Origin of the sequence: Plantibacter elymi (nom. nud.), assembly GCF_900177795.1 — a bacterium.
In the GTDB taxonomy this organism is placed as follows: Bacteria; Actinomycetota; Actinomycetes; order Actinomycetales; family Microbacteriaceae; genus Plantibacter; species Plantibacter elymi.
On sequence record NZ_FXWJ01000003.1, the window covers coordinates 647,596 to 668,871 of the forward strand.

Annotated in this window: 20 protein-coding genes; 8 read left to right on the top strand and 12 right to left on the bottom strand. The window is 62.9% G+C overall.

What is annotated here, in order from left to right:
• Positions 1-6: 6 nt before the first annotated feature.
• The 6 genes from CCK91_RS12400 to CCK91_RS12425 all read right to left on the bottom strand — a co-directional run bounded on the left by CCK91_RS12400 (position 7) and on the right by CCK91_RS12425 (position 9,200).
• Entirely contained in the window at positions 7-2,598 is a 2,592-nt protein-coding gene (locus CCK91_RS12400) for a LamG-like jellyroll fold domain-containing protein (RefSeq protein WP_086474266.1), read from the bottom strand.
• Between the two features lie 799 nt (positions 2,599-3,397).
• Positions 3,398-4,456 carry a hypothetical protein gene (locus CCK91_RS12405; RefSeq protein WP_086474267.1) on the bottom strand — a complete coding sequence of 353 codons (1,059 nt, stop codon included), beginning with the start codon at positions 4,454-4,456 and terminating at the stop codon, positions 3,398-3,400.
• Between the two features lie 286 nt (positions 4,457-4,742).
• Entirely contained in the window at positions 4,743-5,051 is a 309-nt protein-coding gene (locus CCK91_RS20135) for an ArsR/SmtB family transcription factor (protein ID WP_086474268.1), read from the bottom strand.
• Positions 5,038-5,388 carry a hypothetical protein gene (locus tag CCK91_RS12415; RefSeq protein ID WP_086474269.1) on the bottom strand — a complete coding sequence of 117 codons (351 nt, stop codon included), beginning with the start codon at positions 5,386-5,388 and terminating at the stop codon, positions 5,038-5,040. Before CCK91_RS12415 ends, CCK91_RS20135 begins: the two co-directional genes overlap by 14 nt.
• Positions 5,389-5,750: 362 nt before the next feature.
• Entirely contained in the window at positions 5,751-8,411 is a 2,661-nt protein-coding gene (gene valS, locus CCK91_RS12420) for a valine--tRNA ligase (protein WP_086474270.1), read from the bottom strand.
• A gap of 228 nt (positions 8,412-8,639) precedes the next feature.
• On the bottom strand, positions 8,640-9,200 hold the full coding sequence (locus tag CCK91_RS12425) for a TetR/AcrR family transcriptional regulator (RefSeq protein WP_086474271.1): 561 nt from the start codon (positions 9,198-9,200) through the stop codon (positions 8,640-8,642).
• Positions 9,201-9,328: 128 nt separating this feature from the next.
• Between CCK91_RS12425 and CCK91_RS12430 the strand changes: the two genes are divergently transcribed.
• From CCK91_RS12430 to CCK91_RS12440, 4 genes are read left to right on the top strand one after another with little or no spacing between them, the layout of a single operon-like run.
• The gene (locus tag CCK91_RS12430; RefSeq protein WP_165767047.1) at positions 9,329-10,618 is read left to right on the top strand and encodes a hypothetical protein; all 1,290 of its coding nucleotides are present in this window, start codon (positions 9,329-9,331) and stop codon (positions 10,616-10,618) included.
• Positions 10,615-11,802 (top strand): hypothetical protein, encoded by a 1,188-nt coding sequence (locus CCK91_RS12435; RefSeq protein WP_133059987.1) that lies wholly within the window; start codon positions 10,615-10,617, stop codon positions 11,800-11,802. Before CCK91_RS12430 ends, CCK91_RS12435 begins: the two co-directional genes overlap by 4 nt.
• Before the next feature lie 46 nt (positions 11,803-11,848).
• The gene (locus CCK91_RS19675; RefSeq protein WP_165767048.1) at positions 11,849-12,007 is read left to right on the top strand and encodes a hypothetical protein; all 159 of its coding nucleotides are present in this window, start codon (positions 11,849-11,851) and stop codon (positions 12,005-12,007) included.
• Between the two features lie 9 nt (positions 12,008-12,016).
• Positions 12,017-12,358: a hypothetical protein gene (locus CCK91_RS12440; protein WP_086474274.1), complete on the top strand. Its 342-nt coding sequence runs from the start codon at positions 12,017-12,019 to the stop codon at positions 12,356-12,358.
• Positions 12,359-12,505: 147 nt separating this feature from the next.
• Here CCK91_RS12440 and CCK91_RS12445 read toward each other — a convergent pair whose 3' ends face one another.
• Positions 12,506-13,501, bottom strand: a complete 996-nt coding sequence (locus tag CCK91_RS12445; RefSeq protein ID WP_086474275.1) for a GNAT family N-acetyltransferase — start codon at positions 13,499-13,501, stop codon at positions 12,506-12,508.
• Positions 13,502-13,591: 90 nt separating this feature from the next.
• Complete coding sequence (locus CCK91_RS12450; protein ID WP_086474276.1) at positions 13,592-13,990, bottom strand: winged helix-turn-helix transcriptional regulator; 399 nt, start codon at positions 13,988-13,990, stop codon at positions 13,592-13,594.
• A 120-nt stretch (positions 13,991-14,110) separates the two neighbouring features.
• Here CCK91_RS12450 and CCK91_RS12455 point away from each other — a divergent pair, with 120 nt between their 5' ends.
• Positions 14,111-15,133, top strand: coding sequence for an NAD(P)-dependent alcohol dehydrogenase (locus CCK91_RS12455; protein ID WP_086474277.1), 1,023 nt, complete (start codon positions 14,111-14,113; stop codon positions 15,131-15,133).
• Between the two features lie 293 nt (positions 15,134-15,426).
• On the opposite strand, the gene CCK91_RS12460 is transcribed toward CCK91_RS12455, so the two are convergent.
• A complete protein-coding gene (locus tag CCK91_RS12460; RefSeq protein WP_086474278.1) occupies positions 15,427-15,861 on the bottom strand; it encodes a MarR family transcriptional regulator in 435 nt (144 codons plus the stop codon).
• A 64-nt stretch (positions 15,862-15,925) separates the two neighbouring features.
• Here CCK91_RS12460 and CCK91_RS12465 point away from each other — a divergent pair, with 64 nt between their 5' ends.
• The gene (locus CCK91_RS12465) at positions 15,926-16,447 is read left to right on the top strand and encodes a hypothetical protein (protein ID WP_086474279.1); all 522 of its coding nucleotides are present in this window, start codon (positions 15,926-15,928) and stop codon (positions 16,445-16,447) included.
• 72 nt (positions 16,448-16,519) lie between these two features.
• Here the strand turns inward: CCK91_RS12465 and CCK91_RS12470 are convergent, their stop codons facing one another.
• Both CCK91_RS12470 and CCK91_RS19680 read right to left on the bottom strand, forming a co-directional pair.
• The gene (locus tag CCK91_RS12470) at positions 16,520-17,086 is read right to left on the bottom strand and encodes an SRPBCC domain-containing protein (RefSeq protein WP_086474280.1); all 567 of its coding nucleotides are present in this window, start codon (positions 17,084-17,086) and stop codon (positions 16,520-16,522) included.
• Positions 17,087-17,144: 58 nt separating this feature from the next.
• Positions 17,145-17,321 carry a hypothetical protein gene (locus CCK91_RS19680; protein WP_165767049.1) on the bottom strand — a complete coding sequence of 59 codons (177 nt, stop codon included), beginning with the start codon at positions 17,319-17,321 and terminating at the stop codon, positions 17,145-17,147.
• Between the two features lie 377 nt (positions 17,322-17,698).
• Here CCK91_RS19680 and CCK91_RS12475 point away from each other — a divergent pair, with 377 nt between their 5' ends.
• Complete coding sequence (locus tag CCK91_RS12475) at positions 17,699-18,268, top strand: TetR/AcrR family transcriptional regulator (protein ID WP_086474281.1); 570 nt, start codon at positions 17,699-17,701, stop codon at positions 18,266-18,268.
• 291 nt (positions 18,269-18,559) lie between these two features.
• Positions 18,560-20,011: an MFS transporter gene (locus tag CCK91_RS12480; RefSeq protein ID WP_242664528.1), complete on the top strand. Its 1,452-nt coding sequence runs from the start codon at positions 18,560-18,562 to the stop codon at positions 20,009-20,011.
• Positions 20,012-20,140: 129 nt separating this feature from the next.
• Here CCK91_RS12480 and CCK91_RS12485 read toward each other — a convergent pair whose 3' ends face one another.
• Positions 20,141-21,190, bottom strand: coding sequence for a LacI family DNA-binding transcriptional regulator (locus tag CCK91_RS12485; protein WP_086474283.1), 1,050 nt, complete (start codon positions 21,188-21,190; stop codon positions 20,141-20,143).
• Positions 21,191-21,276 lie beyond the last annotated feature (86 nt).

The window sequence follows — 21,276 nt, forward strand, 5'->3', positions numbered from 1 at the left end:
GGATGGTCAGGCGGAGCGGCGGCGACGGATGAGTGCTGCGGCACCGGCTGCTACCAGGAGGCCGGCGAGTACCGCTGTTCCAGATGTGGCAAAACCCGTGGCCGCGAGCCGATCGGCAGCGACCGGCGACGCCGGGATGGACGCGTCTGGCCCGTCCGTACCGGGCTGCCCAGTTTCGGGCACACCCGTACCCGGGTCGACCGGTGGGACTACCGCCTGATCCGCAGAGACTCGAACGGTCGCCGTGACCTCGATCACTGTCGAGCTCGACAGCTGCTTGTCAGCCGCGTTCCACGTGGTCGATCCGCCCGCGCCGAACCAGTCGTTGAGGTTCGCACCGATCGAGCGCACCGTGCCGGTGACCGGGTACTCTCCGGCGACGGAGGTGTCGACTCCGCTGAGATCCCAATCCACCGGCAGCTCGGCGACACCGCGTGAGTACGCCAGATTGACCGAGGCGGTGGCAGGCAACGAAGCAGCGACCGCCTCCGTCGTCGCACCTTGCACCATGGACGAGATGCCGAGCTCCGCCGACACCGCGGACGTCGCATCCGCCGACCGGACCTCGTCGTACTGGGCCTTGGTCAACGAGATGATGCCGCCGTGCTTCGTACTCGGGGCCATCTCGAAACCGGCCGAGGTCAACTGCGTCCAGCCGTCGTCCAGATCGTTCGTCACCATCGGCCGGTAGCCGGTGGCGGGAATGACATCGACATAGAGATACCAGGTGTCGTCACTGTGGCTCTTGAAGACCGCCGGGCCTTCGACTCCACCAGCATTGCCGCCAGCCCAGACCGCACCGATCGTCGTCTGTACGGTCGTCCACGTCGTTTCGGGCTCCCACCAGCGGGTGGCCTCGGTCGACTCCATGTAGATGCCGTCTCCGAAGGAGTTGTCCTTCGTAATGCGGTAGGTCGTGGCATCGCTCTGGATGATCGTGGTGTCGATCGTGTTACCGCCGGTGTTCACGAAATCTCCGCCGTAGGAGTAGCTGCCCTGTGTGAAATCGGTGGTCGCTCCCCACAGCACCCGGTTGTAGGACGGCGAGTCGTGCGCCGTATCTTCGGCGGGGAAGACGTTCGATGCCCAATAGACGACGAAGGCGCCGCGACCGTCGGGGTAGTAGTCGTCGACCCAGGTGGCCTCGGGAGCCCACGCCATTCCGAGCTGGGCTACCGTCTTGCCCTCGGCATCGGCGGCCATGTCGATCTGGCGCAGGTCGCCCCAGGTCACGAGGTCTTTCGACTCCCAGATGTTGAGCTTGGTGCTCGCGTTCTTGGTCCAATAGCACCAGGTGGTGCAGGAGCCCGAGCCGCTGTCTCCGCCAAAGACCCGCAAGTCGGTGGCGATGATGTAGTAGGTCTGGGTCTCGGGGTTGTAGGTCAGGTACGGATCGCGGATACCCGTCGTTCCGAGGTCGGACGCGAGGATCGGCACGCCACCGTTGAGCGGGTCCCACTGCTCGGGATTGTCCCCACGCGAGACATCGAGGTAGATCTTCTCGGCGTATCCGGCGGAGTCCTCGACGAAGTGCACCATCAGATAGCCGTAGTCGTCGGTCTGGGCGACCAGCGGACTGATTGCCACGGCGATCTCCTTCGACGCGGTGATTCCGCGCACCGTCGCGGTAGCAGTGAGAAAACCGGTGATGGCGGGTTCGCCCGCTGCCGGCTGCACAGCCGTCGCGGTCACACCGTCGGCGGCGATCGTGATGCCGGGGCTGCTCGTCGTCCAGCTCACCGCTCCCCCCACTGTGGGAAGCGCCAGCGAGCTGTCATCGAGGGTCACGGGCGCGATGCCGTCGACGAGGGCCCGCGCAGCTTCACCGAGGCTCTCGGAGTGGACGAGGGCGTCCTCGTCTGAGACGGCGTCGATCTCGTCTACGGTCAGCGCGCGGTCGTAGACACGGAACGCCGCGATCTCACCCTTGAAGAAGGGGTCGGGCCACGGCGATCGGCCAATGGTGTTGAGCGACTGGTCGGTTATGGATGCGGGGGTCAGCTCGGTGTCGGCCTGCCCGACCCGCGTGCCGTCGACGTAGTACGTGATGGTTCCGGATGCGCCGTCGATCACTGAGGTCAGGCTGTACCAGCGGTCGGCGTCGAGCGCGTCGGCGGCTCGTGCGTTCACCTCACCACCTCCGGAGGTGGTGGTGATAGCGGTGCGCGCGGTGTCTCGTGCAGTGGTGAACCAGTAGGCGGCATTCGTGTCGCCGCCGATGTTCCACAGGAAGTGGTTGGCAGTCTTCATCGAAGGATCGATCTTGGCCTCGGTCGTGATCGTGGCCGAGGTCTTTCCCGCGAGGATGTTGTCGGGAAGCTCCACCCAGTTGGCGGCGCTGTCCTTCGCTCCGCCGGTGAAGACGAGCGAGCTCCCTGTCCACTGAGCGTCGGTGCCGTTCACCACCTTGCCGCCGGCGACGGCACCCGGGCCGGTCGCAGTATTCGCCACGGCGTTGCCCGTGTTCTGCGTGAAGAGGTACTCCCCGATCAGCCCGTCAGCGGATACGGCGTTCGCCGGTGCAGTGACGAGCAACGCCGAGGCCACCACTCCCATCGTCGCCAGTATCCCGGCGACCTTCGCTGTCGAAAACGTCATCGTTCTCCTTCTGTCGTGTTGCGTCTTAGTGCTAGGTGCGTGCGTGGGTGCGGCGACGCGATGATCAATCAATGTCGATATGGGCGAGCAGCAGTCCCCCGGCCGGAATCCCACATGCCGGATCCGGTCTGGCTGAGGTCGCCGTCGGCGTCAGTGGGTTTCATGCCGCCGCCCGGAGTTCGCGCACGACCGGGAGTGAGGAGGAAGGAGTGGTTCGACCACGAGACACGGTCGAGCAGATCTGCAGCCGAGTCCGCGGTGATACCGGCTCGTCGGGATCTCGTCATGACACTCACTTCGTCGTGGGTTGCTGCTCGAGTGCTTCGCGGTGGGATGGAGCGGTCGCGGTGCGGGACCAGCAGTGGTTCCGCTGCGAGCAACCCCACCGACCACGAGCTTTGAGCAGATGGATGAGCTGCGAATCGTGATCAGCACCAGGGCAGGGCTTGTGAGGGCTAACAAGACCCGTGGCCGGTCTGGCCTTGATGGCTCCTGTTCATCTCGTCAGCGAGAATGCTCGGGCCCTTTTGGAGAGTTGTTAGCGCTCACAGTTTACTTAGGCGAGACAATATCGATGTCCTGATCCTTGTGTCAAGCGAGTACCTCGAGGATGTCGATTGTGGATGAACAACCGACGCCGCGATGCAGCGCCACGGGATGATCCGCCAACTCGTCTTGGAATCTACGATGTTCGGCGCGAACCTACTCGGCGCGGAACCGAGTGGATACGAGGCCGCACGAGCAACATGGAGCTCGACACAATCGCCCGCGGTAGCGACGACCGAGCCCCGGGGCATGTTCAGCCTGCTGCAGGAGGCACAGCCCCATTCTGTCTGAGCCGAGCCTCATCGTTCGCCGTCGATACAGTGATCCGTAGAGTGCTCGCGTAGCCGTCTGCAAGCCCCGACGACTGCGCCAAGTACTCGCTCCTCAGCGCGGTGAAGAAGTCGTCATGGACGTGCGGTTCCGCCAGAAGCACCGAGACGACACCGCCACGATCGCTGGCTATGGCCAGCGCGTCAGGACGACACTCGAGGACGCAGTAGAACAGGCGCGTCACCAATTCTTGTGCATGCGCAACACCGTAGGCATGCCTGATGACCCTGAAGTCCAGGATTTCAACCCCGAGGACCACGGAGCCTGCAAGCTGGCGATGCAGGGTCGCCAGCCGGCGGAGCGAAGTGTAACAGCCGGGAGCGCCGTTCCCTCGTCGCGCGACGAGTTCTTCGATTCGGACGAACACCAGCACGATGGTGTTGACAAGAGCGAAAACGAGACTCAAGATCGTCATGACCTCAACGCTGAAGTAGTTCTCGAACACGACGTCATCGTGCCCTCGCAGACCGAGCACTGCCGCTCTCGCTCCGGCGTAGGACGCATACAGGGCATGGGCGATGGTCATCACCCAACTCACCCGGAACGAGCCGAAGGCTCCCCTGCGTGATTCGATCGCGGTCAGCGCAGAGAAGGCACTGAGTCCGAGCATCTTCGGGAACATCCCCGACCAGTTCGACCCCAGCGAACTCTGCAGGACCGTCAGCAGCATGATCAGGAGGACTGCGACACCGACCCAGCCGAATCGGAAAGGAACCTGGTTGAACGATCGGCAGCCAAGCCAGACGAACCCGACAGCCCCAACCATTGCGCCGTTCGCCAGTGCCACGACCAGCGAGGGGTGATCCAACTCTGCTTCGGTGAGGTAGGAGGCAGCACAGAGCACGACCAGCATTGAGGCGGTGAGCCACAGATTCATGTACCGTCCGGAGAAAGCCCGCCGGCTGTCGGCGACGAACAACAGCGCACACGAACCAGCAACCATCACCGACGCGGCGAGAAAGGCGAACGTCTCGGAGCTCATCGATAACCGATCTGTCGACGTGGAGAGGTCATGCGGCGCAACTATAGCTGAAGCCACAAGCCGCCAGATCGGAGCGGCACGTTCCGCAAGATCGGCATTCGCAATCTGACACGGATCAACCACAGTGGCGTCGCTGACCACTTAGACCGCCAGAGGCGCGACATGCTCCGCACCATTGAGGAACGATTCACCCGATTCCCCTGAGACGTGTTCGCGACGTCCGGGGAAACTACACCTAGTCGAATGCGACCCCCTGGGGGCGGAGGCCTGATAAGGGACCCGCGCGTCATGACCGGAACCGATTACCCCACTGATCGAGCGCGTCTAACATTGATGCGCTGTCCAACGAGTAGATCCGCTCTCGCCCCTGCAATCCAACGGTGATAAGCCCCGCTTCCTCGAGCAGGCGGAGATGGCGGCTCGTCGTCTGCCAACTGTTGTCCATTCGACCAGCGATCCTCCCAGAGGTCTGAGAGCCACCGTTTGCCAGCAGCGTCACCAATATTGCTCGCCGAGTCCGGTGCGACAGCGCCGCAAACACTGCATCTAGGCGCTCTAGATCGGCAAGGCCCGGGATGAGCTCAGGCGACGGCATTCAGCACAACCGGCACGAACTCATCGAACACCAGCCCACGGTCCACAACAGCCGGCGCGTGTGGCTCGACGAGGTTCGCAAGGCGAGTCCAGATCAGGATCAGGTCAGGGTGCTCATGCGCGGGACCCATCACCCCGGGAACCCGCTTGGCAAGCTCGATGTACCGCAGCGGTGCAGACACCGATCGGAACAGCAGCGGCGCCTCTTCAGCGATGAAGCCCAGCCGATGCAAAGCGGCCCAGCTCTCCGGCAGCACTCGCTCGAACTCCTCGGCAGAACCAGCCCGAACGTAGTACGTGCCGAACGTCACTTCCTCTTCAACTCTTTCATCAACCATGTCACTTTCTGTAAGCGACTTTGCTTAGCGACTCAAGGGTCAGCCGCGTGCCGTCAACAGCCTCATGACCAGCAACAAATTAGCGCGGAAGAACGATCGATGAATTTGCACGTCTCAACAAATATTTGCACAGGACTTCAGCGAGGCTTTTTCGAGGGGTCCGCTCGCAAGACTTGAGGATACTGCGCATCGCTGGGCGCGAGCAGGTGCTGTGGACCGTGATGGCGCGATCTTCTTGAACATCCGCAGGACGACGTTCAGCGAGATTCGTGGAACAGAAGTCACCCGTAGGACAACGCGGAGTGCGATACCCGCGCTCGCAAGACGGTTGCCCGAAGGCGCGGTGCCTGGTCAACGGTGATTCACTGACGCGGTCGCTTAGCGGGAGCTTCGCCCAGCACTACGTTCTCGGCCGTGATGTCGTTCCCGTCGACGGGAACTACTGCTAACGTCCCGATGCGTCCTAACGCTACGAGCTCTTCACGAGCCGCCTCGATGTGGTCGAGGATGTTGTGCGGTACGTGCAGCTGCATGTCGAGGATCGGAGTCTTTTGGGACACCTTCGCATCGGTCTTGATGCGTCGGATGACGGTCGCGGCTTGCTCAAGGCTGCCGAGAAGGGCGCCAGTCTCCGCATGCGCAGCTTCGATCAATGGCGCGGAGTCGGGCCATGGCTGACGATGCACGCTTCCGTCTCGCCACCACGACCAGACCTCCTCGGTGGCGAACACCAGCACAGGGGCGAATAGTCGCAAGAGCACCTCCAGCGCAATCGCGAGAGCAGCTCTCGCTGAAGCGGCACCTTCAGCTCCGCTGCTCGAAGCACCATGCGCACGGTCCTTGATGAGTTCGATGTAATCGTCGCAGAAGACCCAGAAGAACGGCTCAACGACTTCGAGCATTCGTGCATAGTCCATGTCATCGAACGCATCAGTCGCTTGGATTACCACGCCAGCCAGGGCGGCCAACATCGCTCGATCTACCGGTTGGGTGACGACGGCCGGATCTGCAGCAAGTCGCTTCGCGGGGTCCTCGGGCGCGGTACCGAACGCAAGAGCGAACTTGGACGCGTTGAGGATCTTGATCGACAACCGCCGGCCGATCTTCATCTGGCCCTCGTTGAGCTTGGTGTCGACCCCCTGGCGAGCGCGCCCGGCCCAGTAGCGCACACCATCGGCGCCATGTTGCTCGAGCAAGCCCTGCGGCGTCACGCCGTTGCCCTTCGACTTGCTCATCTTCTTGCCGTCTGGGCCAAGAAGCCACCCATTGATCGAGGTGTTCTTCCACGGCAACGAATTCTGCTGCAGATGAGAGCGCACGATGGTCGAGAACAACCAGGTGCGAATGATGTCGTGCCCTTGGGGTCGAAGGTCCATCGGATACACCTTCGCGAAGAGTTCAGGATCAGTGATCCAGTTCCCCGCGATGCAAGGCGTGAGCGAGCTGGTCGCCCAGGTGTCGAGAATGTCGGCATCCGCCGTGAATCCACCTGGCCGGTCGCGCATGGCCTCGGTGTAACCAGCCGGAGCGTCAGTTGTCGGATCAACAGGCAGCTGTTCACGATCCGGGGTCAACACTCGGTCGTAGTCAGTCTGGCCGTCGTCGTCGACCGCATACCAGACTGGAATGGGGACGCCGTAGTAGCGTTGGCGAGACACCAGCCAGTCGCCGGCGAGACCCTCCACCCAGTTGCGGTAACGAGCCTCCATGTACGCGGGATGCCAGGACACTTCCTTACCACGGGCAATCAGTGCATCCCGGAGTCCGGCTTCGGTGACGTCTCGTCCGCCATTCGTGATGTACCACTGCCGACTCGTTACGTACTCAAGTGGTTTGTCACCGTTCTCATAGAACTTGACGGGGTGCATGATCCGCTTCGGCTCTCCGACGAGGTCACCTGACTCAGTAGCCATCTCAACAATACGTTTCTGCGCACTGAAGACCGTAAGCCCGACCAGTTCCGCATACCGCTGCTGACCCTCGTCCGATGCAATCCAGGGCGCGTCTGGCAGGAAGCGTCCATCTCTTCCGATGACCCCGCGTGTTGGAAGTTGAAGCTCCCGCCACCACGTAACATCGTTGGCATCACCAAAGGTGCAGATCATTGCTAGCCCGGCGCCCTTATCTGGTTGCGCGAGGGGATGCGCAAGGACGGGTACTTCAACCTTGAACAGTGGCGAAACTACCGTTGAGCCGATCAAGCTGCGATAACGCTCGTCGTCCGGATGCGCGACAAGGGCGACACACGCGGGCAGCAGCTCTGGGCGGGTTGTCTCGATGAACACTCGCTCACCGGAGTTATTGACCTTGCTGAAACCAAGGCGATGGTAGGCACCCTCACGGTCGCGGTCCTCCTGCTCCGCCTGCGCCACCGCCGTCCGGTAGGTAACATCCCACATTGTCGGCGCTTCTGAGATATACGCCTCGCCGCGCTTCAGGTTCTCCAGGAACGCGTGCTGGCTCGTTGCCCGGGACCGAGAATCAATAGTCTGGTAACTGTGGTTCCAGTCCACCGACAAGCCCAGCGTCCTGAATACGCCCTCGAACGTGGCCTCGTCGACCTTGGTCAACCGTTCACAGAGCTCGATGAAGTTCCGCCGGGATACCGGAACCTGATTGGCGGCTTTCGTGGACGAGGAGTCGCCCCCTTCTCGCGGCGGCACAAAGTTAGCCTGATATGGCAAAGACGGGTCACACCGAACCCCGAAGTAGTTCTGCACCCGACGCTCCGTGGGCAAACCGTTGTCATCCCAGCCCAGCGGATAGAAGACGTTCTTGCCCCGCATGCGCTGGTAACGCACGATCATATCTGCCTGCGAATAGCCAAACACGTGCCCGATATGTAGAGCCCCGGACGCTGTCGGAGGAGGTGTGTCGACACTGAACACTTGATCACGCGTCGTATTGGGATCGAAGGCGTAGATCTGCGTGTCGCGCCATACCTGTTCCCACTTCGCCTCGAGGCCATCCAGGCCCGGCTGATCAGGGGCACTAGCTTCGGAACGCGCATCGAGGTTCGACATGACGTCATGATTCCAGGTTTGTCCGCACTTCGGCAAAGGTGGCGCGCGCAGTCAAGCGCAGATGTTGTCTAGGAGCCTCGCGGGCGCGGTACGTCGTCAGATGGAAACCATGTTGATAGTCGCGCACCTCTTAGAACCTTGAGATTCTCGGAACATCTGACCGTGCCATGTGAGCAAATGCAGACGAGCACATTCGGGCTGACAAGGTCCGCAAGCGAACTGGCAGACCTACCCACTTGGCGTCAATGTCAGCTGCAGGCTTCTCCCGTAGTGGGCCACGACCGACTCAACTGGTGCATGCATGACGAACTCGTCGTCATACACGACGAGCGCACTCATGATGCCCACGAGTTGAGCGGCGAACAGGTGTGCGCGAAGTTCCGCATCCGGTCCAGCCAGTCGTTCGACGAGAGGCTCTGCGAAGAGCGCCACGACGGATCGCTTCAGGTGGTCGTGAATGTCGGGTCTGCCGGACGCGCGCACCATCGCACCCCAGATCGGCAATCCGTTGTGTTGGCCTCGCAGCAGCGCGCGAGTGACCCGTTCGCCAAGCGTTTCGAGCGGACCTTCCAGCAGTGCCCGCCACTTCGCTGGCGCGTCGATGGACATGACGAAGAGTCGCTCCTTGGAGCCGAAGTGCCGGATCACGATCGCTGGGTTGACTCCGGCGTCGGCAGCGATGTCGCGCACCCCGGTCGCTTCGAATCCCTGCGCAGTGAACAGTCGCCGTGCTGAGTCTCGGATGGCGTCTTTGACGAGTGAGGACCGGTCCGTGTGAACAGCGGTCATGGTGTCCCTTCAGTGGGTAACAGTGAGTTGACACCTAGTGTAAACCCCGTTTACGATGATCGCGGCTGCTGTAAACCCCGTTTACTTCAGGTGGCCTTTCCATCCCTCCGCCGCAGTTTGGAGCCACATTGGCTGAATCGACTCGTCCACAGATCGCTGCACCGGTCCGCGAATCCTCAGGGGCGGTGAAGATCGCCGCTGCCTTCCTCCTGCCATTGTTCTTCGTGATCGCGTTCCCCCTGCTGTTCGTGGGCGCGATCCACAAGCCGACACCACACGATCTCAGCATCCTCGTCGTCGGACCGGATCAGGTCGTGTCGAAGATCACTGCCGGACTCGACGACACCGACGAGTTCGCCGCGACGGCCACCGACATCGTCGACGACGCCAAGAGCAGCGTCGAGGAGCGCAAGGTCATGGGTTCGATTCTCGTCAGCGTCGACACGGCCGACAATGCCGCGCCGTCAGATCCCGCGGGAACGGCGCCGGATCCGACGGCCGCCAACTCCGCCGCCGCGACACCCACCTACATGGTGACGACCTACGTCGCGAACGCCGAAGGTCGGGCAGTCGCAGCGTCCGTCACGGCTGCGGGCGAGAAGGTTGCCGAACAATTGGGTACGACCGCGACCGTGAAAGACCTCGCACCGCTTGCAGCGACCGACACACTCGGTGTCACCCTGTTCTACCTCCTCACCTACACCTCAGTGGGCGGGTACCTCGTCGTCATCGTGCTGATGCAGGTGATGCCGAAGGCCAGACTGAGCGCCCGCTTCGGCGCGGTCACTGCGGCAGCGATCGCCGCACCGTTGATCGCCTTCGGACTGTCGTCGATCTTCGTCGGCGACTACGGGGCCAGCTTCGGCACGATCATGGGTTTGCTCGGGGTCACAGCGCTGTACGTGTTCACCGTCGGTTCGATCGGGATCCTCGTCGAGCAGCTTCTCGGCAAGGCCGCGACGTTCGGCATCATGCTGTTCGTCGTCTTCCTGAATTTCCCGAGCGCCGGTGGAGCCGCTCCAGCCGCGATGCTGCCACCGTTCTGGCAGTTCATCCATGAGTTCTACTTCGGCGCCGGGGCGTACGAGGCGATGCGATCGATCGTGTACTTCGGTGGAAACGGTGTTGCACGCTGGATCTTCCAGTTGCTCGCGTGGACGCTCGGCATCGTGCTCGTCAACTTCGTCGTGTACCTCACAAAGACGGTCCGCCGGCAGAAGCTCGAAATCGTCGAGCTCTCCCGTTCAGCCTCCGAGCAGCCGACACTGCAGCGCCAACCCGAGGCTGAGCCGGCACCCGCGAAACACGTGAAACACGTGAAAGCAGAGACCTATCAGCTTCACGAACACGAACCGTTCAATGACCGAGACCACGAGCGAGTGCGTGCACTTGCCCAGTCCGAGGGAGCAACCCGATGAGCACGAAGACCCCCAGCACGCGTCCAGACGGCAATGGCCGCGATCCGCTGCAAATGCCGGAAAACCACCTCGACATGGTCGTGACTCCCGACTCGGTCGAGCCGAGCCGAGAAGCGTCTCTCCGCACTCGCGTCATCGCCGTGGTGTCCATGCCGCTGTTCTTCCTCCTGGCGTTCACGCTCTGCTACGTCAGCGCCACACACTCACCGGTGCCGCATGACCTGGCCGTCACAATCTCCGGGCCAGCCGAGCTGACCGCCAAGCTCGCTGACACCATCGCCGACAAGGCGGAGAACGCCTTCACCGTCACGGAGACGACCAACGCCGACAAGGCTCGGGACGCGGTCCTCGAGCGGGAGGCGGTCGGCGCCGTGATCATCGACGGCACCGCTGTCACGACCATCGTCGCATCGGGTGGCGGGGCGATCGCCGCGCCCGCCGTACGACAGCTCGGCGCGAAGATCGCGACCCAGCTTGGCGGCACGGCCACCGTCGAGGACGTCGCACCGCTCCCCGCCGATGACCCGAGCGGCACCGTCCTGTTCTACTTCCTCATCGTCTGCACCGTCGGCGGCTTCCTCAGCGTCACCGTGATCAGTCAGGCCATCCCGAAGGTCCGCGCCAGAGCGATGCTCGCCACCTCGGCCGGCGCCGCCCTCATCGTTCCGGCACTTGGGTTTTCAATGATCAGCGTCTGGGTCGACTTCGAGGCAACGTTCGGTTCCGTTGCGGCAGTCATCGGGATCGGGATGATCTACACGCTCACCGTGGGATTGATCGCGACACTGCTTACCCTCGTCCTTGGGCAGGGCGCGGTGCTCGCCGAGATCCTGATACTCGTCGCCCTGAATTTCCCCAGCGCGGGCGCGAGCGTCCCGGAGTCGATGCTTCCGCCGTTCTGGCAGGTCATCCACAACGGCTGGCTTGGTTCCGGAGCATTCGAATCGATGCGCAGCATCATGTTCTTCGACGGCAATCAGACCGGCCGCTGGCTCGCACAACTCCTCATCTGGACGGCTACCGCGATCGTGCTCGTCACTCTTTCCGCAATCATGCACCGACGCCGAGCTGCGGCCAGCGCCCGGCGCGAGACAGATGTCGAACCGCTTGGGGCATCGCGTTCCCCACAACCCCAACCAGGGACCGCCGAACATGCGGCTGTCAGCGCAGCGAGCGTCACGTAGCTCGAGACAACGAGCAAGCCGCCCGACGAAACGAAGATAAGGAACCATGACTGAAATCGACCCCACACGGCAGACCAGTTCCTGGCGGGCCCGCACGCCTATCGGTACGGTGCTGCAGTACATCGAGTACTACAACGCCGCCGACACCGCCGGCATGAAGTCCCTGATGTCCCCCGACTTCACCCGGATCGGGTCCTCTCAGTAGGCGCGTCCGATGCAGCGTGACGCGCACTCAGACATGTCCCGCAGATGGAACCTGGCCTTCGACGAAACACACTGGGAGCTCATCGACATGGTCGCCAGCGGCGAGTCCGTCGTGTGCGAGTTCATCGAGTCGGGGGTCATGAACCGCCCGTGGCCCATCACGAATGACCTCGTCGTGCAGCCCAACGGCAAACGCTACGAGGGACGCGCCACGGTATGGTTCACGATCAACGCAGTAGGCCTCGTCCACACCTACCGCTACTACACAGACGATGAGTTCGCCAAAACCTACGGAGCTGAAATCGCAGCCAGCGGCGCTGGTGCAGTGGAGATCCCGGCGGAGGTCAGCTGACCTGTGACAACATGCTTGTGGCGAGGAATCCGGGCTCGCTGACTGACGAAACCTGTCGAAGGTGGCTATAGTCGTCGTCTGGCCGATTCTGATCGGAAGGGTTCGCCTGCCCTGAGTGCGTAGATCCACGCTTGGTGAGCAGTGCAGCTAGTAAACGTCTACGTAATTGACGCTCGTCGACTGCGGCACGTAGCCGAGGCAGAGATAGAGCCCTAGACCCTCGCCCGGCCCATCCGAAGCGACATCCAGCGCGCTTGCCTCGACATCCGCCTTCGCTGCAGCCAGGAGATGACGTGTCAAGAGCGCTCTCGCGACACCCTGGCGACGAGCATCCGGATGCACACCAACGACCCAGACGCGCGCTGTGGCCTGCTCGAGCAAGGAAAGCAGAACGCCCACCACGGCTCCATCGCCATCGACCGCGAGGAATGAGAGGTGCGGGGCGAAAGTGCTGAGTGACATCATCGAGTGCCACTGCTCCTCACTCATCGACTGACTGCTACCCACCCCGGAGAATGCGGCATCACGAACGGCATGGGCGGCTTCCGAGCGGTCAGCGGTGTACGCAACGACCCGGAATCCGCCACCTGGCTCTGAAGCGGGAATGGGGTCGGCGACGATCCTCCTGAGCGTCTGGAACCAGCGATTGGGCGCAAGTCCCGCTCGCTGCAGCAAGTGGGCTGCGGATGGAGCACGCCCGTCGGCAGCCGCAACGATCCAGCCGGGGAGTGTTTTGTGTGAGCTGGCCAGCTGCTGCAGCGCGCGGTCTTTTTGCCAGGCAAGCAGGGCGCGCCCAATGCCGCGGCCCCTCGACGAGGGCGTCACCCCACCCAACAGAATCGACCGCACCAGGGTCTCCTGCGAGGGCGGAAACACCACCAGCCCCCACGCGACCATTTCTCCCGCGGCGAATGCCGCCAGCGAGTCCGCGGCGAGGTCAACGTAACTGTGACCGAGCTCCTCGAGGATCTCTTCCCTGGAGTCAGCCCAGCCTGGATGGTCTACCGCCCCGATGGCCTGGTGAAGGTCGACGAGGGCATCCGCATCCGTCACGCGCAGTTCGCGCCATTCGACGCCGTCGACATCCGCGGGAATTGCGCGACGCGGCGCGGATATTCGCTCGGCGAGCGGAAGGTCGGTCATGATTCAAATCTAAGCCACCGCCGCAGTCAGCCCACAAGCGACGCGGCCTCGAGGAGATGTGTACCGAGGATTCGCAGACACCATCAGCCCTCAAGGTGTCAGAGGCTCGTCATGTCGGGCCAGCGATTGGTCATGCCGAAGCTGGGAGGCGCGAACGTCCACGGCGTGCTCCCGTGCCCATCCGTAAAGGATTGAGACGGGACGCCGCAGGCTGTGCCCGAGGGGCGTGACGGCATACTCCACCGCGAGCGGTCGGGTCGACAACACCCGCCGCTCAAGAATGCCGCTTCGCTCCAGCCGACGCAGATGCTCGCTGAGTACCTTCTGCGTGATCCCCCCTAAGCGGCGCCTCAGATCGTTGAACCTGATGGGTTGCATGTCCGGGCAATAGGCCCACATGATGCGTACCGTCCATTTGTTGGCGAGCTGATCGAGGACCAGGCGCGTGAACTCGACGTCATCCACCGTCTCGCGTGAGCTGTCAACCATCGTGATTTCTCCTTGGCATCGTGGTTTCTCCTTGGATACTAGGTGTCAGATAGGTGCCCAATTGACACTTGGTTTCCAAAAGATACTGTTAGTACTCCGATCGAAGTCAAGATCAATCGAATGGAGAACTACTTGCTCATCAACGCGCTGGCGGCCGACGCCCCGGCTGGGACTCTCACCGGTCGCACGATCGACCTCGGTGACCTTGAACGGTACCAAGTCGACGTGCGGGTCACGCACGTCGGCATCTGCCACACCGACGTCGGGATGATCGACAACGAGTGGGGATTCTCGCAATACCCACTCGTGCCGGGACACGAGATCGTAGGCGTCGTCGAGGCCATTGGCGAGGCGGTCGTCGGCCTTGAAGTTGGGCAACGCGTCGGCGTCGGGGCCCTCTGCGGTTCCTGCATGACCTGCGAATGGTGCCTCCGGGGGCAGCAGCACGTCTGCCCGAACGGCGTCGCCACGATCTTCGGCGGTCACCACGGCGGCTTCGCATCCCACGTTCGTGTCGATGACTTTCGATTCGCGTTCGCTCTGCCAGACAGCCTTGCATCTGAACACGCCGCGCCGCTGATGTGCGCAGGAGCCACGGCGTTCACGCCCTTCGTGCACTACGGCGTCAAGCCAACCGACCGGGTCGCAATCGTCGGCATCGGCGGACTCGGGCACCTGGCCGTGCAATATGCCGCGGCGTGGGGGTGCGAAGTCACCGCCATCAGTTCAACTAACGCGAAACGAGACGAAGCACGCGCCTTGGGAGCCCATCACTTCGTCGCGTCCGGTGACGAGGGTGCAATGGCCACGGTGCGTGGAAAGTTCGATTTCATCCTTTCGACCGTCGGCGCTGACCTACCCTGGACGGACTACGTCGAGGCGCTCCGGCCCCAGGGAACACTCTGCATCGCCGGAACGTCGCCGAGCCCTTTCCAAGTGTCTCTATATCACCTGCTGAGCGAAGAGCGACGGATCGTCGGCGGCAAGACCGGCGCCCTGGACGACACTGCCCAGATGTTGACCTTCACCGCTCGCCATAACATCACACCGATGATCGAACAATTCGCGATGTCTGACGCAGATGCAGCGGTCGACCGAGTGCGCCGGGGTGACGTGCGGTACCGCGCAGTTCTCGAGGCGTAAGCAACGCCAGGTCAGCCCGCGACGAACGCTTCGCAGCAACCTACGGCGGGAAGCCGAACGCCAGGGTCATCCGCGAAGCGATGCAAGCCTGGATCGCCGCCAACATCGGCTAGCTGGGCTTCCGTTGCGCCAGCTGGAAGTCGTCTCGGTGTCGAATGCGTTGCAGAACTTCGTGAATGGCTAGGAGCGCCAGTGCTGCGCCGGCCACAGGAGCGCCAGCGACGAGACCTAGGTGTAGTTCCCAGGGACGTTGCGAACACGACCCCGCTCTTCGGCGGCAGCTGTGATGCTCGTCAGTTCGCTCGGTCGCCTCTACAGAGGAGTTCAGCGGCGGCGGCCAGGTGCCGTTGAAGCATGGTGCGCTCCTGATTGGTCAGAGTGGGCGTGTGGATGATGAGCGCTGATTCGAGGGGTTCGTTGGCTCGCTGAAGCATCGCTGTGCGCGTGGTGTCGCTGAGCTCGACCTGGACCTTGCGGCGGTCCCGTTCGTCGGTCGTGACGGTTAGTGCCCCGGCGGCGGCGGCGGCGTGAACGATTCGCGAAACGAGGCTCTGCGCCAGCCCGGTTCGGACGGTGACGTCTCGGATTGATGCTCCGGGGTGCCGTGCGACGTCTTCGAAAACGGCGAGCTGGCCTGCGTTGACGCGGTCCGCGCCCACATTTCCGGTTGCCTCGAGTGCGATCTCTCGGAGCTTGCGGGCGAGACGGTGGAGTTCTGATGCGCGCATAACTTCATTCAATCACTAGTGATACTGTTCGATTCATCACTAGTGATTGAAACGGAGCGGATCAATGCAATGGAACTGGGGCACGGCGAACAAAAGTCTGGACGACGTCATCATCGCGGCGGGGATTATCATCCTCATCGTCCGCCAATTCATCTGGCGCTCGACGCAGCTGCATCGGATGCTCCTGCTGCCCGTCGTGATCATCGCGGCGGGGCTCGTCTACCTCGTCATTGAACTGTGGGGTGGCTTCGGTTGGGCTGCAGCGGATTGGATCATCATCGGTGAACTCGTCCTGGTCACAGTGACCGGAACCGTCATGGGCTTGGTCACGCGATTTCGGACCACCGATGCGCAACTCCAGTACAAGCTCAGCCCCGCCGGGATCTGGTTGTGGGCACTTTTCATCGTGATCCGGGTCGGATCGTTCTACCTAGCCTCCGTGCTCGGAGCGAACCTGGCGGAAGCCACTGGACTGATCCTGCTGTCGTTCGGGGCGAACCGACTTGCCGCGATCCTCGTCGTGCGAAAGCGCGCCGAGGGGTTCCTCGCCAGGGCGTCGGGCGAGGTGGGGGACGAGGCTCCGTAACGCATGCGAATGCGCTATTCGTTCCCGAAGGCCGACGTCGACCGGCTGACCGGATCGTCCGGGCGTCAGTCTCTAGCGGTCCGGGTCGATGCTGACGGCGCGATCACGCAGCGCTTCATTCATGGCGAGGGAGTCGGGTCGGGTGTTTTCTTCCAACCAACCGGTCAGGAACGGAACGGTGATTCCCCGGAAGTTCTCCGACTGGGTCAGCCGGGTGCCGCCATTGGGCAAGGGATCGAGAACGAAGGCGTGCTCTCCGTCGAACAGGCCGGGCACGAACAGGTGGCCCTCCCACCGCAGATACTCGCCCCGCCTCACTTCACGGACTACTGGTTCGAAGGTGAGCGCGTCGTCGCTGGCGTCGGTCGAGAACCGGAGGTTCTTGCCGACTTCGAGCTCTCCGGTCATTCCGGCCAAGGCCGGGTTCCATTCCGGGTAGGCGTCGAAGTCAGTGAGCGCCTCCCAGACGACATCCGGCGGAGCATCGATCTCGATCTGGGTCACGATCGTGAATGGATTCGCTCGCTGCCACATGGTCGCTCCGATCAACGCCACGAAGAGCACGATGATAGCCAGAACAATCCGCCTCTGTCGTCGTTGTCGCCGCGTCGATCCTTGCGGAGGGATCGTATTGGTCATGTCGGCAGGCTAGATGCTCCACGTAAACACGCGATGTGGGCATACACAGGCGTATCGGTCAGTGCTTGCGGGCGGCCGTCGTTGAGGCGGCCAGCCCGGCAATACCGAATACGACGAACACGGCGACAACCGCCCAGTTCTGGATAGCAATCCCGAAGATGATGAACGCGACAGCGATGACCACTGTCATGACGCCCGCGGCCTGGTTCAGTTTCAAGTCCGTTGCTCCGGTCACGTCTGGCACCTTTCTGCTTCTACTCTCGAACGTAGGAGAACATCAGCCACTGCACATCCGTCGGGCGGAGGACTGTCTCCCAACCGACCCTTGCTCGAGGACGGCATCACGGGCACGAGTGCTGGGCGGGCCTCACTGAGCGTGGCTGTCGGCGGTAGCCGGCGATGCGCTGCTGCTTCGCGAGCTGGCGCAGCTCGATCATCGTCGGAACGCCACCGGTTGGAGTGGGCAACGGCGGGGTCAGCAGGGATCTCTGCTGCGTCCTCAGACGCGATGATGCTTCGTCTGCTCGTGTTTGCTGTTCGGCCACCGGCGTCCTCGTTCGTCGGCACGGCTCCGGTTCAGAGATGGCCGCAGACCACTAGGAATGCAGATCCGTGAGAGAAAGCAAACGCGACAACATACTCGACGCCGCCGCCCGAGTCGTGGAACGCGAAGGGGTGAGGGCCGTCACGTATGAGACGGTCGCAGCGGAGGCAGGACTCACCAAAGGGGGTGTGGTCTACCACTTCACCTCCCGAGAGGACATGGTCACAGCCCTCCACGAACACATGGCGGGGGTGTGGGAACAAGGGATGGTCGCGGCCGTGGGGATGCCAGCGGCAGAAGCCTCCGAGACGCAGCGACTCGTCGGATACGCCCGAGCGGCGATGCAATGCGCCACCCGAGCAGAGATGCTCTTCCAGCTTGAAGGGTCCACCAACGCAGCGCACGCCGCGCCATGGAATGAAGTCCTGAACCGATGGGTTCCGCCCGCCCCAACGGACACCAGCGACCCGATAGCGACCGAGCAATTCCTCGCACGCCTAGCCGCGGACGGCCTCTGGGCATACGAATCGCTCACATCAACCCCGCTCGCCCCAGACTTCCGTGCCGCACTCGCCAACATCATCGCCAGTCGCATTCCCGACACCACTTCTGCAGAGGAGCTCCCCGCCACCGATTGAAGCCCTGGCGCACGTTCGGCGTCGTCGCGGCCAACTACTGGAGACGAGCCCCTCGCGGGCAACATGGCCTGTGGGGGCACAAGCCACGCATCTCAGTTTTTCTGCTTCTGGGAAGAATATTTTCGGGGCGCTGACTGACGAAATGAGTGAAAGGTGGGCTATAGTCGTCGTCTGGCCGATTCTGATCGGAGCGGTCGACACAGCGCATGACGCGGTCGATCCGAGGCTCGAAACCTCCGGCATCCTCATCTAAGCCCGGAGATCTTCTCTATGTCTATGCCCTCGAGGCCTGTGTCCATATCCTCCCCTTCCCCCAAGCGCTGGTGGGCGCTCGTCGTTCTCGCGCTCACTCAGCTCGTCGTGGTGCTCGACGGCACCATCGTCAACATCGCCCTGCCACAGGCACAGCAGGAGCTCGGCCTCAGCGACGTCGAACGCCAGTGGGTCGTCACCGCATACGCCCTCGCGTTCGGAGCGCTCCTCCTGCTCGGTGGCCGAGTTGCTGACTACTGGGGCCGTAAGCGCACCTTCCTGGTGGGCATGCTCGGCTTCGGCGTGGCATCCGCCTTCGGCGGAGTCGCCCAAAACGGGACCGAGCTCATCATCGCTCGCGGACTCCAGGGCGTGTTCGCCGCACTTCTCGCGCCGGCCGCGTTGGCACTGCTCACGGTGACTTTCCCAAGCGGTCGCGAACGGAACACCGCGTTCGCCGTCTTCGGAACGGTCGCAGGTGCCGGCGCGGCCGTGGGCCTCGTGCTGGGTGGCGTGCTGACCGAGTTCGCCGACTGGCGTTGGTGCTTGCTGGTGAACGTCTTCTTCGTCATCGTCGGACTCATCGGCGGCATCTTCCTGGTGAAGGAATCCAAGGCCGAAGGCAACAACCGCTACGACCTCCTTGGCGCACTCACCGTCACCCTGGGCCTCGGCTCGCTGGTCTACGGCTTCAGCCTCGCTGAGCATGGCTGGGCCCAGATTGAGACGATCGGTTTCCTCGCGTTGGGTGCCGGCCTGCTCGTGCTCTTCGTCGTGATCGAGCGTCGCGTCGCCCAGCCGCTGCTGCCGTTGCGCATCGTGACGAACCCCGTTCGAGGTGGAGCCTTCCTCGTGCAGGCCATCGTGGGCAGCGTCCTGATCGGTTCGATGCTGTACGTGGCATTCCACCTGCAGATCGTGCTCGGGATGGATCCACTGCCCGCCGGCCTCGCCACCCTGCCGATGACGCTCATGATCATGGTGATGGCACCTGTCGCCACCAAGCTGCTGTCCGCCATCGGCCCGCGGCCACTGATGATCGTCGGCCCGCTGATCGCCGCTGCGGGTCTCGCATACCTCAGCCTGATCACGGCCGACGGCTCGTACTTCGTGCAGGTGATGCCGGCGCTGATCGTCGTGGGCATTGGCATGGCGATGATCTTCGTCCCTCTGCAGAACCTCGCGCTCACTGGAGTCGCACCGCACGACGCCGGCGCCGCCTCGGCCACCCTGAACTCCGCACTCCAGATCGGCGGATCGATCGGCCTGTCGGTGTTCACTGCCCTCTACGCATCCACGGTCGCCGGCTACGACGGCGGCGGATCGGAGCTCGACGCGTTCACGAGCGGGTACGCCGCGGCGTTCGTCGCAGCTGCCATCGGAATGGTACTGGCGTCGATCATCGCGGCTGTGTTCATCCGCGGCTCGAAGTCGGACCTGCTGCCCCAGGGCGCCGACGCAGAGGCTTCACCCGCGCTGCCGGTGCACTGACCCTTCTGGAAAGCGCAGACGGTCTCCGACGCCATGAGGCGTCGGAGACCGTCCTTTTCCGTATCCGCGCGTGGAGGAAAGTCCCCGGACAGAATTCGCTTGTCTCCCCCGGCCTTGATTGCGCGCGACTCAGCCTGTCTCTCGTTCATCAAAGTCATTCCCGTGCGTCGCTTGGAGGGCAGTGGAAAGGCGGGGGACGACCTCAACGGTTGGATCGTCATTGGAGCTGTCGTGTTGCGCCTCGCGCCCGACGACCTCAGCGATTCGAGCTGCGATACACCTTGCTTCAGCGGGCAAGTTGAACTTGACGGTGCTGATCGGCGGCCGCGCGAAAGCGGCGACTCGAGTGTTGTCTCCCCCGATGACTCCGAGCTGGCGAGGAATGGCGATGTCCAGGTCAGCGGCTGCACTCGTGATCGCGAGGCCGACGAGGTCGTTCCATGCAGCGATCCCGAGCGGCTCGTCAGACCGCTTGGTCCAGTCGCGGATGGTGTCGGAGATCGCCTCGGCGCTACTGGGAACCGTGGCCGAGACGACGCCGTCGACTTGCCGCTGCGCGCAGATCTCGTGGAAAGCCTTCACACGAGCCTCGGTGAACGGTCGTCCACGGGGCTCGTCAACCGCAAGGTAGGCAAGGCGGGTATACCCCTGCGCGAGCAAGTGATCGATCTGGGCGGAGACGATCGTGTCCTGCCCCAAGGCGGTCGTGTGCGGCAGGCCCGGGTGATCAAGCAGCTGCGCGGAGATATCCGGAATTCCGGCAGAATCGAGCGCTTGCCGATCATCTCGATGCAAGGGATCGAAGGTGACCACACAAGCGCTTGAAATGCGTGAAAGCAGCTTGTGCAGAGCCCCCTGCCAGTGTTCGCCTTCATAGCGCAGACATACCAATCCATACTCGGCGACGAGGCGACCGATCTCCTCGAGCAGGAGCTCGAGCTGAGCAGAGATGTCCCAATCCGGTAGCAGAAGCAGGACGACGTCACCGCGTCCGCTGCGCAGAGCGCGGGCGGCAGGTGATCCGACGTACCCGAGCCGCCGTGCGGTCTCGAGAATGCGCCCGCGGGTGTCCTCGCTGACTCGCACATCTCGACGGTCGTTCAGGACATAGCTCACGGTTGCTCGCGAGACGCCCGCTTCCCGGGCGATGTCAGTCACCGTCAACGGTGCAGATTTCATCGTTCCCCCTTGTGCTTGACACGATTAACCGTACCGCATATGGTGGCGGACGACAGAGTAGTTGACACGATTAATCAAGGTGGATT

Excerpts from the sequence above, each read along its gene's own strand:
- CCK91_RS12485 (WP_086474283.1), bottom strand. The coding sequence starts at position 21,190 with ATGAAATCTGCACCGTTGACGGTGACTGACATCGCCCGGGAAGCGGGC.
- CCK91_RS12470 (WP_086474280.1), bottom strand. The coding sequence starts at position 17,086 with ATGACCAATACGATCCCTCCGCAAGGATCGACGCGGCGACAACGACGA.
- CCK91_RS12425 (WP_086474271.1), bottom strand. The coding sequence starts at position 9,200 with ATGACCGCTGTTCACACGGACCGGTCCTCACTCGTCAAAGACGCCATC.
- CCK91_RS12400 (WP_086474266.1), bottom strand. The coding sequence starts at position 2,598 with ATGACGTTTTCGACAGCGAAGGTCGCCGGGATACTGGCGACGATGGGA.
- CCK91_RS12435 (WP_133059987.1), top strand. The coding sequence starts at position 10,615 with ATGAGCACGAAGACCCCCAGCACGCGTCCAGACGGCAATGGCCGCGAT.
- CCK91_RS19675 (WP_165767048.1), top strand. The coding sequence starts at position 11,849 with ATGACTGAAATCGACCCCACACGGCAGACCAGTTCCTGGCGGGCCCGC.
- CCK91_RS12455 (WP_086474277.1), top strand. The coding sequence starts at position 14,111 with ATGGAGAACTACTTGCTCATCAACGCGCTGGCGGCCGACGCCCCGGCT.
- CCK91_RS12465 (WP_086474279.1), top strand. The coding sequence starts at position 15,926 with ATGCAATGGAACTGGGGCACGGCGAACAAAAGTCTGGACGACGTCATC.
- CCK91_RS12450 (WP_086474276.1), bottom strand. The coding sequence starts at position 13,990 with ATGGTTGACAGCTCACGCGAGACGGTGGATGACGTCGAGTTCACGCGC.
- CCK91_RS20135 (WP_086474268.1), bottom strand. The coding sequence starts at position 5,051 with ATGCCGTCGCCTGAGCTCATCCCGGGCCTTGCCGATCTAGAGCGCCTA.
- CCK91_RS12440 (WP_086474274.1), top strand. The coding sequence starts at position 12,017 with ATGCAGCGTGACGCGCACTCAGACATGTCCCGCAGATGGAACCTGGCC.
- CCK91_RS12415 (WP_086474269.1), bottom strand. The coding sequence starts at position 5,388 with ATGGTTGATGAAAGAGTTGAAGAGGAAGTGACGTTCGGCACGTACTAC.
- valS (WP_086474270.1), bottom strand. The coding sequence starts at position 8,411 with ATGTCGAACCTCGATGCGCGTTCCGAAGCTAGTGCCCCTGATCAGCCG.
- CCK91_RS12405 (WP_086474267.1), bottom strand. The coding sequence starts at position 4,456 with ATGAGCTCCGAGACGTTCGCCTTTCTCGCCGCGTCGGTGATGGTTGCT.
- CCK91_RS12460 (WP_086474278.1), bottom strand. The coding sequence starts at position 15,861 with ATGCGCGCATCAGAACTCCACCGTCTCGCCCGCAAGCTCCGAGAGATC.
- CCK91_RS12445 (WP_086474275.1), bottom strand. The coding sequence starts at position 13,501 with ATGACCGACCTTCCGCTCGCCGAGCGAATATCCGCGCCGCGTCGCGCA.